The sequence below is a fragment of the Umezawaea endophytica genome (assembly GCF_025061645.1).
GTDB classification, from domain to species: Bacteria; Actinomycetota; Actinomycetes; order Mycobacteriales; family Pseudonocardiaceae; genus Umezawaea; species Umezawaea endophytica.
On record NZ_JANYMP010000025.1, the window covers coordinates 143,896 to 157,359 of the forward strand.

General features: G+C 70.2%; 13 protein-coding genes. 11 read left to right on the top strand and 2 right to left on the bottom strand.

Annotated elements, in window-relative coordinates; genetic code table 11:
- The first annotated feature begins 72 nt into the window (after positions 1-72).
- Positions 73-777, top strand: coding sequence for a hypothetical protein (locus NZH93_RS38110; protein ID WP_259628153.1), 705 nt, complete (start codon positions 73-75; stop codon positions 775-777).
- A gap of 4 nt (positions 778-781) precedes the next feature.
- On the opposite strand, the gene NZH93_RS38115 is transcribed toward NZH93_RS38110, so the two are convergent.
- Complete coding sequence (locus tag NZH93_RS38115; protein WP_259628154.1) at positions 782-1,273, bottom strand: ferritin-like domain-containing protein; 492 nt, start codon at positions 1,271-1,273, stop codon at positions 782-784.
- Positions 1,270-1,725: a hypothetical protein gene (locus tag NZH93_RS38120; RefSeq protein WP_259628155.1), complete on the bottom strand. Its 456-nt coding sequence runs from the start codon at positions 1,723-1,725 to the stop codon at positions 1,270-1,272. Before NZH93_RS38120 ends, NZH93_RS38115 begins: the two co-directional genes overlap by 4 nt.
- A gap of 150 nt (positions 1,726-1,875) precedes the next feature.
- Between NZH93_RS38120 and rimP the strand changes: the two genes are divergently transcribed.
- From rimP to truB, 10 genes are all read left to right on the top strand, one after another.
- Entirely contained in the window at positions 1,876-2,451 is a 576-nt protein-coding gene (rimP, locus tag NZH93_RS38125) for a ribosome maturation factor RimP (protein WP_259628156.1), read from the top strand.
- Positions 2,448-3,470, top strand: coding sequence for a transcription termination factor NusA (gene nusA / locus NZH93_RS38130; protein WP_259628157.1), 1,023 nt, complete (start codon positions 2,448-2,450; stop codon positions 3,468-3,470). The genes rimP and nusA overlap by 4 nt, the downstream gene beginning before the upstream one ends.
- A complete protein-coding gene (locus NZH93_RS38135; RefSeq protein ID WP_259628158.1) occupies positions 3,412-3,813 on the top strand; it encodes a YlxR family protein in 402 nt (133 codons plus the stop codon). Before nusA ends, NZH93_RS38135 begins: the two co-directional genes overlap by 59 nt.
- 109 nt (positions 3,814-3,922) lie before the next feature.
- Complete coding sequence (infB, locus tag NZH93_RS38140; protein WP_259628159.1) at positions 3,923-7,048, top strand: translation initiation factor IF-2; 3,126 nt, start codon at positions 3,923-3,925, stop codon at positions 7,046-7,048.
- Positions 7,049-7,123: 75 nt separating this feature from the next.
- A complete protein-coding gene (locus NZH93_RS38145; RefSeq protein ID WP_259628160.1) occupies positions 7,124-7,420 on the top strand; it encodes a DUF503 domain-containing protein in 297 nt (98 codons plus the stop codon).
- Positions 7,421-7,434: 14 nt separating this feature from the next.
- Positions 7,435-7,908: a 30S ribosome-binding factor RbfA gene (rbfA, locus tag NZH93_RS38150; RefSeq protein ID WP_259628161.1), complete on the top strand. Its 474-nt coding sequence runs from the start codon at positions 7,435-7,437 to the stop codon at positions 7,906-7,908.
- Positions 7,909-8,358: 450 nt separating this feature from the next.
- Positions 8,359-9,348, top strand: a complete 990-nt coding sequence (locus tag NZH93_RS38155; protein WP_259628162.1) for a DHH family phosphoesterase — start codon at positions 8,359-8,361, stop codon at positions 9,346-9,348.
- Positions 9,345-10,649, top strand: coding sequence for an MATE family efflux transporter (locus NZH93_RS38160; RefSeq protein WP_259628163.1), 1,305 nt, complete (start codon positions 9,345-9,347; stop codon positions 10,647-10,649). The genes NZH93_RS38155 and NZH93_RS38160 overlap by 4 nt, the downstream gene beginning before the upstream one ends.
- Positions 10,650-10,741: 92 nt before the next feature.
- The gene (locus tag NZH93_RS38165) at positions 10,742-12,061 is read left to right on the top strand and encodes an MFS transporter (RefSeq protein ID WP_443742686.1); all 1,320 of its coding nucleotides are present in this window, start codon (positions 10,742-10,744) and stop codon (positions 12,059-12,061) included.
- An 11-nt stretch (positions 12,062-12,072) separates the two neighbouring features.
- On the top strand, positions 12,073-12,981 hold the full coding sequence (truB, locus tag NZH93_RS38170) for a tRNA pseudouridine(55) synthase TruB (RefSeq protein WP_259628165.1): 909 nt from the start codon (positions 12,073-12,075) through the stop codon (positions 12,979-12,981).
- Positions 12,982-13,464 lie beyond the last annotated feature (483 nt).

Consider the following 13,464-nt stretch of genomic DNA (forward strand, 5'->3'; position numbering starts at 1 on the left):
CGTCCTGTGTCGGCCCCCAAGGAGTCACCCGAAGAGGTGACGCAGCAGCTTCCCCGGATTCACCCTCCAGGGGTGACGGACACCGCTCCGCTGTGGCGTTCGGAGATCGGCAAGCTGGACTCGCTGATGACCACGAACGTCATCGGCACCCAGCCCCCGCCGCCACCGCGGCCACCCGCCCAGCGCGCACTGCCGGTGAAGGCGCTCGGCCTGGTCGCCGTCGCGCTGGCGGCCGCGCTGGTGTGGCTGCTGATCGACGCCATGGGCAGCGAGAACAAGACGACCCCCGCCGCGACCACGTCCACCGCGCCGAAGGGCGAGTTCGAGTTCGCCAAGTCCGAGCAGGTCCCGGTACCCCTGAAGGTGACCGGGTGCGCCGAGCACGCCTACGGCGCGACCAAGGAGTTCCTCACCTCGAACCCGTGCGAGAAGCTGGTCCGCCAGCTCTACACGACCACCCTGGACGACGGCCGCACCGCGTACACCTCGGTGTCCGTGGTGACCCTGCGCAACACCCAGGACGCGGCCAAGTTCAAGGAGCTGACCAGCACCGACGGCACGGGCAACGTGAACGACCTGGTCCGCGAGGGCGCGGCGAAGGTGCCCGAGCTGAAGACCCTCGCGTCCGGCGGCTTCGCCTCGAAGCTCCAGGACCGCGAGGTCGTCATCGTCGAGTCGGACACCGTCAAGCACGGGCCGGACGAGGCCGAGCACAACAAGCTCATGAAGCGGATCAGCACGGACGCCTTCCGCCTCGCCGCCGAACTCGCGGGCTAGCGCGCTAGCCGACCGCGGTGCCGGGCATCGCCAGACCGGCGGGCAGCAGGCCCGCGGTCTTGCGCCACCGGGTCGCCCGCACGGCGCAGCCGGTCAGCGCGTCCAGCGCGGTGCGCCGCAGGTCGGCGTCCTCGGTCCGCTCCAGCACCCCGCGCCACGCGACGCACGCGTCGATCTCCACCGCGACCATCGCGGCGATGGCCGACGTCGCGTCGGTCACCGGCGCGGGCGGCAGGTAGGCGGGCGCGGGCGGCACCGGCTCGGCCGACGCGTCGCGCAGCAGCCGCTCGGTCGCGTCCCGCCGGGCCCGGTGCGCCGCCGCGCCCTCCGCGGTCCTCGGCCCCTGCTCCACGAACGCGGTGACCAGGCCGTAGGTCCACACGGCGGCGTGCTCGGCCGCCAGCGCGTCCTGCACGGCCTGCACGGCGTCCCCGGTGGGCTTCCCGCCGGACGGGGCGATGGCCGACGAGGGCTGGCCCATGGCCGAACGGTTCACGACATGACCTCCACCAGGCTGGCGCAGCCCGCGACGACGGACCCGAGCAGACCCGCCCGGTGTGGGGGCACGGTCGCCAACAGTTCCGTGCCCGCCTTCTGAGCGGCTTGCAGCGCTTCCACGACCTGCTCCGGCGTGCCGCTCGACGGCGGGGGCGCGGCGGACGTGCCGGGAGGGGCGGAGGCGGACGACGACGGGCCGCTGGGCCGGGCGCGGTCCACCTCGGCCTGGATGAGCTTCGCGTGCTCGGTGCGGGCCGCGGCCACCTCTTCGAGCCCCGCGGCCGTCGCCAGGGCCGCGTCCGCGCGCGCTTGGACCGCCAAGTCGGCTAACGGGTCGGGCGGCAGGGGAGCGGGCGGCGGTGTGGTGCACGCGACTGCCAACGGCGCGGAAGCTGCGGCGAGCAGCACCCGGCGTCGGCTGAGCAGCGGACCACGGGATTCGGCGATCACGTCTAGCGATCCTGCCAGAGACGCCGTGATCGGCGGTGGCCGTGGAAGGTCTCCGAACGAGATAGTCTGGGCGACCACGACCGGCGAGTGCAGCGTCGGCCGGGGTTCCCATGCCCGTGTACTGCACCTGAGACTTGTGGGAGTAACCAAATGTCCAGCCCGCCGCGCGGAGACCTCGCCGCGCAGCTAGAACCCGTCGTGCAGGAGGCGGTCGCGGCCATCGGCTTCGACCTCGAACTGCTCGACGTGCATCAGGCTGGGCGTCGCAGGCTGGTCAAGGTGGTCGTTGACGCCGAGCACGGCATCGGACTGGACGAGGTGGCCCAGGCCAGCCGCGCCGTCGCCGCCGCCCTCGACGAAGTCGACCACCTGATGGCAGGTCCGTACACGCTCGAAGTCACGTCGCCAGGCGCCGACCGCCCGTTGACGAAGCCCCGCCACTGGCGGCGGGCGAAGCTCCGGCTCGTCAAGGTCAAGCAGCCCGACTCGGTCGAGTGGTTCGGCCGCGTCGGCCAGTCCGACGACGACGGCGTCGTGCTGCTGGTCAAGGGCGAGCTGCGCCGCGTCGAGTACCGCACGATCGAGCGCGCCGTCGTGGAGATCGAGTTCAAGCCCGCACCCGTCGCCGAGCTGTCCCTCCTCGAACCGGGGCAGCACGACGGCGGCAGCGACGACACCGCCAACGACCCCGCAGGACCGACTACACCGAAGGAGGAGTCGAGGTGAACGTCGACATCGCTGCTCTCCGCGCGATCGAACGGGACAAGGACATCCCCTTCGAGGTCGTGCTGGAAGCCATCGAGACCGCGCTCCTGACGGCCTACAAGCACACCGAGGGCCACCACGCCCACTCGCGCGTGGAGATCGACAAGAAGACCGGCGCGGTCCGCGTGCTGGCCCAGGACCTCGCTCCCGACGGCACCGTCGCCGAGGAGTGGGACGACACCCCGGAGGGCTTCGGCCGGATCGCCGCGACCACGGCCCGGCAGGTCATCCTCCAGCGCCTGCGCGACGCCGAGCACGAGCGCACCTTCGGCGAGTTCTCCGCGAAGGAGGGCGAGATCATCGGCGGCGTCGTCCAGCGCGACGCGCGGGCCAACGCCCGCGGCATGGTCGTCGTCCAGGTGGGGGACACCGAGGGCGTGCTGCCGCCCGCCGAGCAGGTGTCCGGCGAGACCTACGAGCACGGCGCACGGCTCAAGTGCTACGTCGTCGGCGTCTCGCGCGGCGCGCGCGGCCCGCAGATCACCCTGTCCCGGACGCACCCGAACCTCGTGCGCAGGCTGTTCGCGCTGGAGGTCCCGGAGATCGCGGACGGCACCGTGGAGATCCCCGCGGTGGCACGTGAGGCGGGTCACCGTTCGAAGATCGCGGTGAAGTCGACGGTGTCCGGAGTCAACGCCAAGGGCGCCTGCATCGGGCCCATGGGAGCGCGCGTCCGCAACGTCATGAGCGAGCTGGCCGGTGAGAAGATCGACATCATCGACCACTCGGACGACCCGGCCACCTTCGTCGGGAATGCCTTGTCACCGGCCAAGGTTGTGTCTGTCACGGTGCTCGACGAACGCGCCAAGACGGCGCGCGTCGTGGTGCCGGACTTCCAGTTGTCACTCGCCATCGGCAAGGAAGGTCAGAACGCGCGGCTCGCCGCGAGGCTGACCGGATGGCGCATCGACATCCGCAGCGATGCGGAAGCGGCGGGTGCCGCACCGGCCGGAGCGACCGCATCCGGTTCGGCTGAATGAGGCGCAGGGGATAGACTACTCAGTGGTTGAACGTCGGGGATCGGTTGCAACGCACATCGGCCCAGCTCGTACGTGCATTGGATGCCGCGCTCGGACGTCGCCCTCCGAGCTGCTGCGCGTGGTGGTGGCGGACGGGACTCTCGTCCCGGACACCCGCCGCCGGTTGCCGGGTCGGGGCGCTTGGTTGCACCTTGATCTCGATTGCCTCACGAACGCCGAACGACGACGAGCGTTCCCCAGGGCCCTCAGGGTCCAGGGGTCGCTCGCCGTCGATCACGTGCGTGATCACGTCGAGCAGCATGTGAAGACGGTCGTGGGATCGCCCCACGACCAGCAGGAGTAGGGAAGCAGGTCGACCCGTCATGAGTCAGCCGTGAAGCTGAAGACATGAACGCGCGACGTTAAGACGAGGTCGACGGGACTGCCGCCGGCCTCATCACCAGAGGAGTGCAGTGGCAGGGAAGGCCCGTGTGCACGAGCTCGCGAAAGAGCTCGGCGTCACCAGCAAGGAAGTACTCACGAAGCTCGCCGACCAGGGCGAGTACGTGAAGTCCGCGTCCTCCACGGTCGAGGCCCCGGTGGCCCGCCGTCTGAGGGACGCCTACTCGAAGACCGATGCGAAGCCGAAGCCGGCAGGCCGTCCCGGCCCGCCGAAGCCCGCGGCCCCCGCGCCGGCCCCGTCCGTCCAGTCGACGTCCGACACCAGGTCCGACGCCAAGCCCGCCGTGACCGGTCGCCCCGGTCCGGTCCCCGGCCGTCCAGGCCCGATGCCCGGCCCGAAGCCGCCCGCCCCGAAGCCCGCGCCGCAGCAGCAGCCCGCTGCCGCTGCCCCCGCGCCCGCTCCGGTCGCCCCCGCGGCCAAGGTCCAGCAGCCCCAGGCCCCGGTGGCTCCCGCAGCCGCCGCGGCCCCGTCGGCGCCCGCGCCGACCTCGCAGCCGCAGCGCCCCGCCGGTCCCCGTCCGGGCCCGCGCGTCGTGCCGCAGCAGCAACAGCCCGCACAGCCCGCGGCCCAGCAGAGTCCGTCCGTGGTTCCGCCGAAGCCGCAGTCGCCGAAGCCCGCCGGACCTCGTCCGCCGCGGCCCGGCAACAACCCCTTCGGTGTCGGCGGTGGCGCTCCCGCGCCGCGTCCGTCCGGCCCGCGTCCCGGCGGCCAGCCCGGTGGTGGCCAGCCCGGTGGCGGCGGCAACCAGGGTGAGCGCGATGGCGGCGGCGACCGCCGTCCGTCGTCCAAGCCCGGTGACAGCCGTCCGGCCGGTCCCCGTCCCGGCGGTTCCGCCGGTTCCGGTGGCCCGCGCCCGAACCCCGGCTCGATGCCCCCTCGTCCGAACCCCGGCATGATGCCCGGTCGTCCGGCCCCCGCTCCCCGTCCCGGTGGTAGCGGCGGTCGTCCCGGCCCCGGTGGCGGCGGTGGCCGTCCCGGTGGCGGTGGCGGCGGTGGCGGTCGTCCCGGCGGCGGTGGCGGCGGTGCCGGTGGCGGCTTCCGCCCCGGTGGCGGCGGTGGCGGCGGCGGTGGCTTCCGTCCCGGCGGCGCTGGTGGCGGCGGTGGCGGTGGCGGCGGTGGCGGCTTCCGCCCCGGCGGTGGCGGCGGTGCCCCGGCCGGTGGTGGCGGCGGTTTCCGCGGTCGTCCCGGTGGCGGCGGCGCAGGCCGCGGTGGCACGGCGGGCGCCTTCGGTCGCCCCGGTGGCCCCGCGCGTCGTGGACGCAAGTCCAAGCGCCAGAAGCGCCAGGAGTACATGGACAACATGCAGGCCCCCTCGGTCGGCGGCGTTCGCCTGCCGAAGGGTTCCGGCGAGGTCGTCCGACTGCCCCGCGGTGCCTCGCTGACCGACTTCGCCGACAAGATCAACGCCAACCCGGCCTCGCTGGTGCAGGTGCTGTTCCACCTCGGTGAGATGGTCACGGCCACGCAGTCCGTGTCGGACGAGATCCTGGAGCTGCTCGGCTCCGAGATGAACTACCAGGTCCAGGTCGTCTCCCCCGAGGAAGAGGACCGCGACCTGCTGGGCACGTTCGACATCACCTACGGCGACGACGCCGGTGGCGAGGAGGACCTGGTCATCCGACCGCCGGTCGTCACCGTCATGGGTCACGTCGACCACGGCAAGACGCGCCTCCTCGACACCATCCGCAAGACGAAGGTGCACGAGGGCGAGGCCGGTGGCATCACGCAGCACATCGGCGCGTACCAGGTGCAGACCGAGCTCGAGGGCAACGAGCGCCTGATCACCTTCATCGACACCCCCGGTCACGAGGCGTTCACCGCCATGCGTGCCCGTGGCGCGACGTCCACGGACATCGCGGTCATCGTGGTCGCGGCCGACGACGGCGTCATGCCGCAGACGGTCGAGGCGATCAACCACGCCCAGGCGGCGAACGCGCCGATCGTGGTCGCGGTGAACAAGATCGACAAGGAGGGCGCGAACCCGGACAAGATCCGGCAGCAGCTCACCGAGTACAACCTGGTGGCCGAGGAATACGGTGGCGACACCATGTTCGTCGACATCTCGGCGAAGCAGGGCATCAACATCGACGGTCTCCTGGAGGCCATCCTGTTGACCGCCGACGCCTCGCTCGACCTGCGGGCCAACCCGGACATGGAAGCTCAGGGCGTCGCCATCGAGGCGCACCTCGACCGCGGCCGCGGCCCGGTGGCGACCGTCCTGGTCCAGCGCGGCACGCTCCGCGTCGGCGACTCGATCGTCGCCGGTGGCGCCTACGGCCGTGTCCGTCGGATGGTCGACGAGCACAACGTGGACGTCATCGAGGCGACCCCGTCCCGCCCGGTGCAGGTCATCGGCCTCACCTCGGTGCCCGGCGCCGGTGACACGTTCCTCGTCGTGGACGAGGACCGGGTCGCCCGCCAGATCGCCGAGCGCCGCCAGGCACGTCAGCGCAACGCCATGAACGCCTCCAAGCGCAAGCGGGTCAGCCTGGAGGACCTGGACGCGGCTCTGAAGGAGACGAACCAGCTCAACCTGATCATCAAGGGCGACAACTCGGGTACCGTCGAGGCACTCGAGGACGCGCTCATGAAGATCGAGGTCGGCGACGACGTCGAGCTGCGGGTCATCCACCGCGGCGTCGGTGGCGTCACCGAGGGCGACATCAACCTCGCCATCGCCGACAACGTCATCGTGTTGGGCTTCAACGTCCGTGCGGAGGGCAAGGCCACCGAGCTGGCCAACCGCGAGGGCATCGACGTCCGGTACTACACGGTGATCTACCAGGCGATCGACGAGATCGAAGCGGCCCTCAAGGGCATGCTCAAGCCGGAGTACGAAGAGGTCCAGCTCGGCCGCGCAGAGGTGCGCGACGTGTTCAAGTCCTCCAAGGTCGGCACGATCGCGGGTTGCATGGTCCTCTCGGGCGAGATGCGTCGCAACGCGCGGGCTCGCCTGCTGCGCGACAACAACGTCATTCAGGAGAACCTGCCGATCAGCTCGCTGCGGCGGTTCAAGGACGACGCGACCGAGGTCCGCGAGGGCTTCGAGTGTGGTCTGACGCTGGGCAACTACAGCGACTTGAAGGTCGGCGACATCGTCGAGACCTTCGAGATGCGCGAGAAGCCCCGCGCCTGATAGTCCAGGGTGCAGGTGCGGGGCCGTCCTTCCGGGCGGCCCCGCACCTTTGCCCGTGACCTGTGTGGTGACCCTGTGTTCGTAGGTTCTCTCGAGCTGGACCTGTTGCTGGGCGACGTCCACTCGTTGAAGGAGAAGCGCTCCGTGGTCCGCCCGGTCGTGGCGGAGCTGAAGCGCAAGTTCGAGGTCTCCGCGGCCGAAGCCGGTCATCTCGACCTGCACCGCCGCGCGTTGATCGGGGTGGCGGCCGTCGCGGCGGACGCCTCCCATGTCAGGGATCTGCTGGCCTCCTGCGAACGACTGGTGGCCGGTCGACCCGAGGTTGAACTGCTCTCCGCCAAGCACCGGTTGCTTGGACCGGAGGACGAGTAAAAGAGGAGAACGCCGTGGCCGATCAGGCACGGGCTCGCAAGCTCGCCAAGCGGATCTCGCAGATCGTCGCGTCGGCGATCGAACACGAGGTCAAGGACCCGCGGCTCGCTCGGGTGACGATCACCGACACGAAGGTGACCGGGGATCTGCACGACGCCGTCGTGTACTACACGGTTCTCGGGGAGAAGCTGGACTCGGAACCGGACTACGCCGGGGCCGCCATGGCGCTGGAGAGCGCCAAGGGCGTGCTGCGGAGCATGGTCGGAGCGCAGACCGGGGTTCGGTTCACGCCCACGTTGGCGTTCATGACGGACACGGTGCCGGATGAGGCACGGCGGATGGAAGAGCTGCTGGCTCGGGCTCGGCACCGGGACGAGAAGGTCGCGAAGATCGCGATCGGGGCTGAGCCCGCCGGGGAGGCGGATCCTTACAAGGCGCCTCGTGAGGATGTTGATGATGAGGGTGAGAGCGAGTCGTTGAAGGATTGATGGTGGTGACGGGCCGGTCCCTTGGGGGGTCGGCCCGTTTGTTTGGTGGGGCCGGTGGAGTGGGTGGCTGCGGGTTCCAGGGTGGTCGGCGGGTGCGGGTCGCGTTCCAGCGTGGTGTGGCCGATTTGACTTGGGGCCCCTAGATTCGACCCTTCGCCGGGCACTAAGGGCGGAGGGTGAAGCTGCCGCCCGGCGAAAGTTTAAGGGTCGAATCCCCCAAGTAAAATCGGCCACGGTTCTAGGGCGGTGGGTGCCGGTCTCGTAGTGGGCCACCTGGTTGGTCTGCCGGTCTCGTAGTGGGTCACCCGGTTGGTCTGCCGGTTCTGTAGTGGGTCACCCTTCCCCAGGCGGGCTGGTGGGCTGGTGGTGGCTCTTCGTGTGTTGGGTTGAGGTGACCGCCTGCACAGTTTTTTGGAGCGCTGACCTGGTCGGCGGAGTTAACGTGTCGCAGTGCCCCAAGACTTGACTGCTGAGTTGGCCGCTGCTGCTGCCGTTCTCGCTACCGCTACCGATGTCACGCTGCTTGCCCACGTGAACCCCGACGCTGATGCGTTGGGTAGTGCGTTGGCGCTCGGGTTGGCCCTGCATCGTCGTGGTGTGGTGGTGCGGGTGTCCTTCGGGGCGCCTGCTGAGGTGCCGGAGACTTTGCGGGGGCTGGACGTCGCTGGGTTGTTGGTGCCTGCTGGTGAGGTTCCTGCTGTGCCGTCTGTGTTGGTGGCGTTGGACGCCGGCAGTGTTGGGCGGCTTGGGGCGTTGGGGGATCGGGTTGCCTCCACCATCGAGGCTGGTGGGCAGGTCGTGGTGTTGGACCACCACGTGTCGAACCCTGGTTTTGGCACCGTGAACGTCGTGGATGATCGGGCTGAGGCGACGGCCTTGGTGGTGCTGCGGCTGTTGGACGTTCTTGGTGTGGAGATCGATGAGCCGATTGCTCGTTGTGTCTACGCGGGGCTCGTTACTGATACGCGTTCTTTTCGCCATGCCGGCTCTGATACCCATCGGGTGGCTGCTCGGTTGATCGATGCTGGTGTGGACGCTGAGGCTGTGGCGCGGCCGTTGATGGATAGTCACCCGTTCGGGTACTTGAACATGCTTGCTTCCGTTCTTGGGCGTGCTGTGCTGGATCGGGAGGCTGCCAATGGTCTTGGGCTGGTGCACGCCGTGGTGACGTTGGAGGACGCCAAGGGGCTGCGGCCGGAAGAGGTGGAGAGTGTTGTCGACCTCATCCGCACTGCGCAGGAGGCGGAGGTGGCGGCTGTGTTGAAGGAGTTGCGTCCGTCTACCTGGTCGGTGTCGTTGCGTTCGGTCAGTGCTGTTGATGTGCGTGAGGTGGCTCAGTTGTTGGGCGGTGGTGGGCATCGGCGGGCTGCCGGGTTTACCGCGAAAGGGCCTGCTGAGCAGGTTTTGGCCTCGATCGTGGAAGCGCTCGGGCGTTCGTGAGCGGTGACCGGGTTCCGCCTCGGAGGGTTCTCGGGCTGGCTGTTCCGGCTCTTGGGGTGTTGGCCGCCGAGCCTCTTTACGTGCTGGTGGACACCGCTGTGGTCGGGCACCTGGGCGCGTTGCCGCTCGCGGGGTTGGCGTTGGGTGGGGTGTTGCTGTCGCAGGTGGCGGCGCAGCTCACGTTCCTCGCCTACGGCACCACATCCCGTGCTGCTCGGTTGCACGGTGCCGGACGTCGTCCGGAGGCCGTTGCCGAGGGGGTTCAGGCCACCTGGTTGGCGTTGGGCGTCGGTGTGCTGCTGGTGGGGCTGGGGCAGTTGTTCGCGGGGCCGCTGGCGCGGTTGCTCGCGGGGGACGGTGAGGTTGCCGACGCGGCGGTGAGTTGGATTCGGATCGCCTTGTTCGGGGCGCCGTTCATCCTGGTGACGTTGGCTGGCAACGGGTGGATGCGGGGTGTGCAGGAGACCGCGCGGCCGTTGCGGTACGTGTTGCTCGGCAACGGGTTGTCCGCTGTCCTCTGCCCGGTGCTCGTGTACCCCGCCGGTCTCGGCCTGGAGGGGTCGGCGATGGCGAACGTCGTCGCGCAGGTGGTGTCCGCGTGCCTGTTCTTCCGCGCCCTGTTCGCCGAGGACGTGGCGCTGCGGCCGGTGCCCGCGCTCATGCGCGCCCAACTGGGGCTCGGGCGTGACCTGATCGTCCGCAGCCTCGCGTTCCAGGCCTGCTTCGTGTCCGCCGCCTCGGTGGCCGCCCGGACGTCGATTGCGGCCGTTGGCGCGCACCAGGTCGTGCTCCAGCTCTGGATGTTCCTGGCGCTGGTGCTGGACTCGTTGGCCATCGCCGCGCAGGCCATCGTCGGGGCCGCGCTCGGGGCGGGGGAGCGGGTCAAGGCGCGTCGGTTCGCGTGGCAGATCACCGGGTACGGGCTGGTCTTCGGCATCGGTCTCGGCATCGTGTTCGCGGCGGTCGCGGGGGTGCTGCCGAAGGTGTTCACCGCCGACCCCGGTGTGCTGGCCGAGATCCCGCACGCCTGGTGGTTCTTCGTGGCGCTGCAACCCGTCGCGGGTGTCGTGTTCGCGCTGGACGGGGTGCTGCTCGGGGCGGGTGACGCGGCGTTCCTGCGCACGGCGACGCTGCTGTCGGCGGGGATCGGGTTCCTGCCGTTGATCTGGGCGTCGCTGGCGTTCGGCTGGGGCCTGGTCGGGATCTGGACCGGGCTGTCGCTGTTCATGGTGCTGCGGCTGGTCACGCTCGTCCTGCGCACCCGTTCGGAGCACTGGTCGGTGGTGGGCGCGGTCCGATAGGTGGGATGTGTCCGGAAGCACCACGCCAAATCGTTACCATTGGGCAAGTTTCTTCGATGTACTGGGTGAAACCCACTACCGAGGAGCGTGCCTTGCCGGTCGATCGCGCCACGAAGCAAGCGTGGCTGATCTGGACCACCGCCATCGTCGTCTACGTCGCCGCACTGTTCCACCGCACGTCGCTCGGCGTCGCGGGCCTGGAAGCGAGCGAGCGGTTCGGGGTCGGCCCCGCCGCACTGGGCACCTTCACGGTGCTCCAGATCGGGCTCTACGCCCTGATGCAGATCCCCACCGGGCTCCTCGTGGACCGCTTCGGCCCGCGCCGTGTCCTCACCGCCGCCGCCCTCCTGATGGGCACCGGCCAGGTCCTGTTCGCCATCGCCGACTCGTACCCGCTCGGCCTCGCGTCCCGCGCCGTGCTCGGCGTCGGCGACGCCATGACGTGGGTCAGCCTGCTGCGCCTCGCGGCGGCCCACTTCCCGGCCCGCCGCTTCCCGGTGATCGTCTCCATCTCCGCCGCGCTCGGCGGAGCGGGCAACCTGGCGGCCACCGTCCCGCTCACCCTGCTGCTCGGCGGCGCGGGCTGGACGTGGACGTTCCTCGTCGCGGGCCTGGCGACCGCCGCGTACGCCCTGGTGGCGTTCTGGCGGCTGCGCGACGTCCCCGCCGGGGTGGTGGTGCCGGTGCTGCAACCCGAGCCGCTGAACACCGTCCTGCGCAAGGTCGCGCACGCCTGGCGCGTCCCCGGCACCCGCCTCGGGTTCTGGACGCACTTCTCCACCATGTCCACGCCCGCCGTCCTCGGCCTGCTGTGGGGCTTCCCGTACCTCGTCGAGGCGCAGGGCATGTCCCGCTCCGCGGCCAGCTCCACGCTCAGCCTGCTGGTCATCGGCGCCATCACGTCGGGTCCCGTGCTCGGCTCGGTCATCGCCCGCAAACCGGAGCTGCGCATGCCGATCGCGGGCTGGTTCCTGGGCGGGGCGCTGGTCGTCTGGACGGTGCTGCTCGCCTGGCCCGGTGGTGTCGTGCCCGCGCCGATCGTGCTGACGGCGTTCCTGGTGCTGTCGCTGGGCGGTCCGATCTCCGGCATCGCCTTCGCGCTGGCCCGCGACTACAACCCCATGCACCGGGTCAGCACGGCCACCGGCGTCGTCAACGTCGGCGGCTTCGCGGCCGTCACCGGTTCGGCGCTGGCGGTGGGCGTCCTGCTCGACCTGTTCGACTGGCTGCCACCCGCTCAGGCGTACCGGATCGCGTTCCTCGCGCTCGCGGTCATGCTGGTCATCGGCGTCTGGCGCACCGCGGTCTGGTGGCGTCGGGCCCGCACGGCGGTCTTCGAGGCGGAGGCGCGCGGGGAGGACGTACCGGTCCAGTTGCGGCGCAGGCGTTGGGACGCCTACACCGCAGCCTAAGATCCTCGCTCGTGTCCGCAACTCCTCGCCAGCCCCGCCCCTCCGTCCCGCCCGGTCTCGTCGTCATCGACAAGCCGGACGGCATGACCTCCCACGACGTGGTGGCCCGCGTCCGTCGGATCCTCGGCACCCGCAAGGTCGGCCACGCGGGCACGCTGGACCCGATGGCCACCGGCGTCCTCGTGCTCGGCATCGAGCGCGCCACCAAGCTCCTCGGCCACCTCGCCCTGGACAGCAAGGCCTACCTGTCCACGATCAGCCTCGGCTCGTCGACCACCACCGACGACGCCGAGGGCGAGGTCCTGTCCACTGTGGACGCCTCCGGGGTGTCCGAGGACGCCGTCCGCGCCGGTGTCGCGAAGCTGACCGGCCCGATCCAGCAGGTCCCCAGCGCGGTGAGCGCGGTCAAGGTCGACGGCAAGCGCGCCTACGCCAGGGTCCGCGACGGCGAACAGGTCGACCTGCCCCCGCGCCCGGTCACCGTCCACCGCTTCGACATCCTCTCGATCCGCCGTGAGGGCACCAAGACCGAGTTGGACGTCATGGTGGAGTGCTCCTCCGGCACGTACGTCCGCGCGCTGGCCCGTGACCTGGGGGCTGATCTGGGGGTTGGTGGTCACCTGGCCGCGCTGCGTCGTACTCGGGTTGGGCCGTTCGACCTGCGGGTGGCCCGGACGTTGGAGAAGTTGGAGGCCGATCCCGGACTTTCGCTGGACCTGGACTCCGCCGTCGCCACGGCGTTCCCGCGGCGGGAGATCGAGCCTGCCGAGGTCGTCGCTCTGTCCCACGGGCAGAGGTTGTCCGCTGGGGGGTTCGACGGTACGTACGGTGTATTCGGGCCGGATGGGCATGTGGTGGCGTTGGCGAAGGACGAGGACGGTGTCGCCAGGTCGGTGGTAGTCCTTTCCCCTGTCGGGTAGCTACCGTTGCTCCCCATGGCGAGATGGGTTTGGCCAACAGCGGCCGGAGTGGTGACGTCGGCGACGGGAGTCGCCGTGAACGTGGCCACGGATTTGATGACGGAGCCCTGGGCGTGGGTGGGGGTGGTCGCGCTCACCGGGTTGGGGGTGGTGTTGGCGTTGAAGGTGCAAGCCGGGGCGCCGCAGGTCTTACCCCCGGCTGTGCCGTCGGTCGCGCAGGAGGAGGGGCCGTCGGAGGGGTCGGCGGTGGTGCCTACGCCGCCGGTTTCGCATGGGGGAGTGCATAACAGTGTGAGTGGGACGGTTCATGGGCCGGTTATTCAGGCTGGGTCCATTGGGGCTTATCACAACCGGTCGGTGAACCAGTCTGCGGTGGCTTCGGAGAACAGTACGATTCATCAGGCTGGGCGGGATATTCGGTCGGATGATTCGGGGGCTTGAGGGTTCGGGTGGTCCGAATGTCTTGGTGCGGTGGGTGGTCGA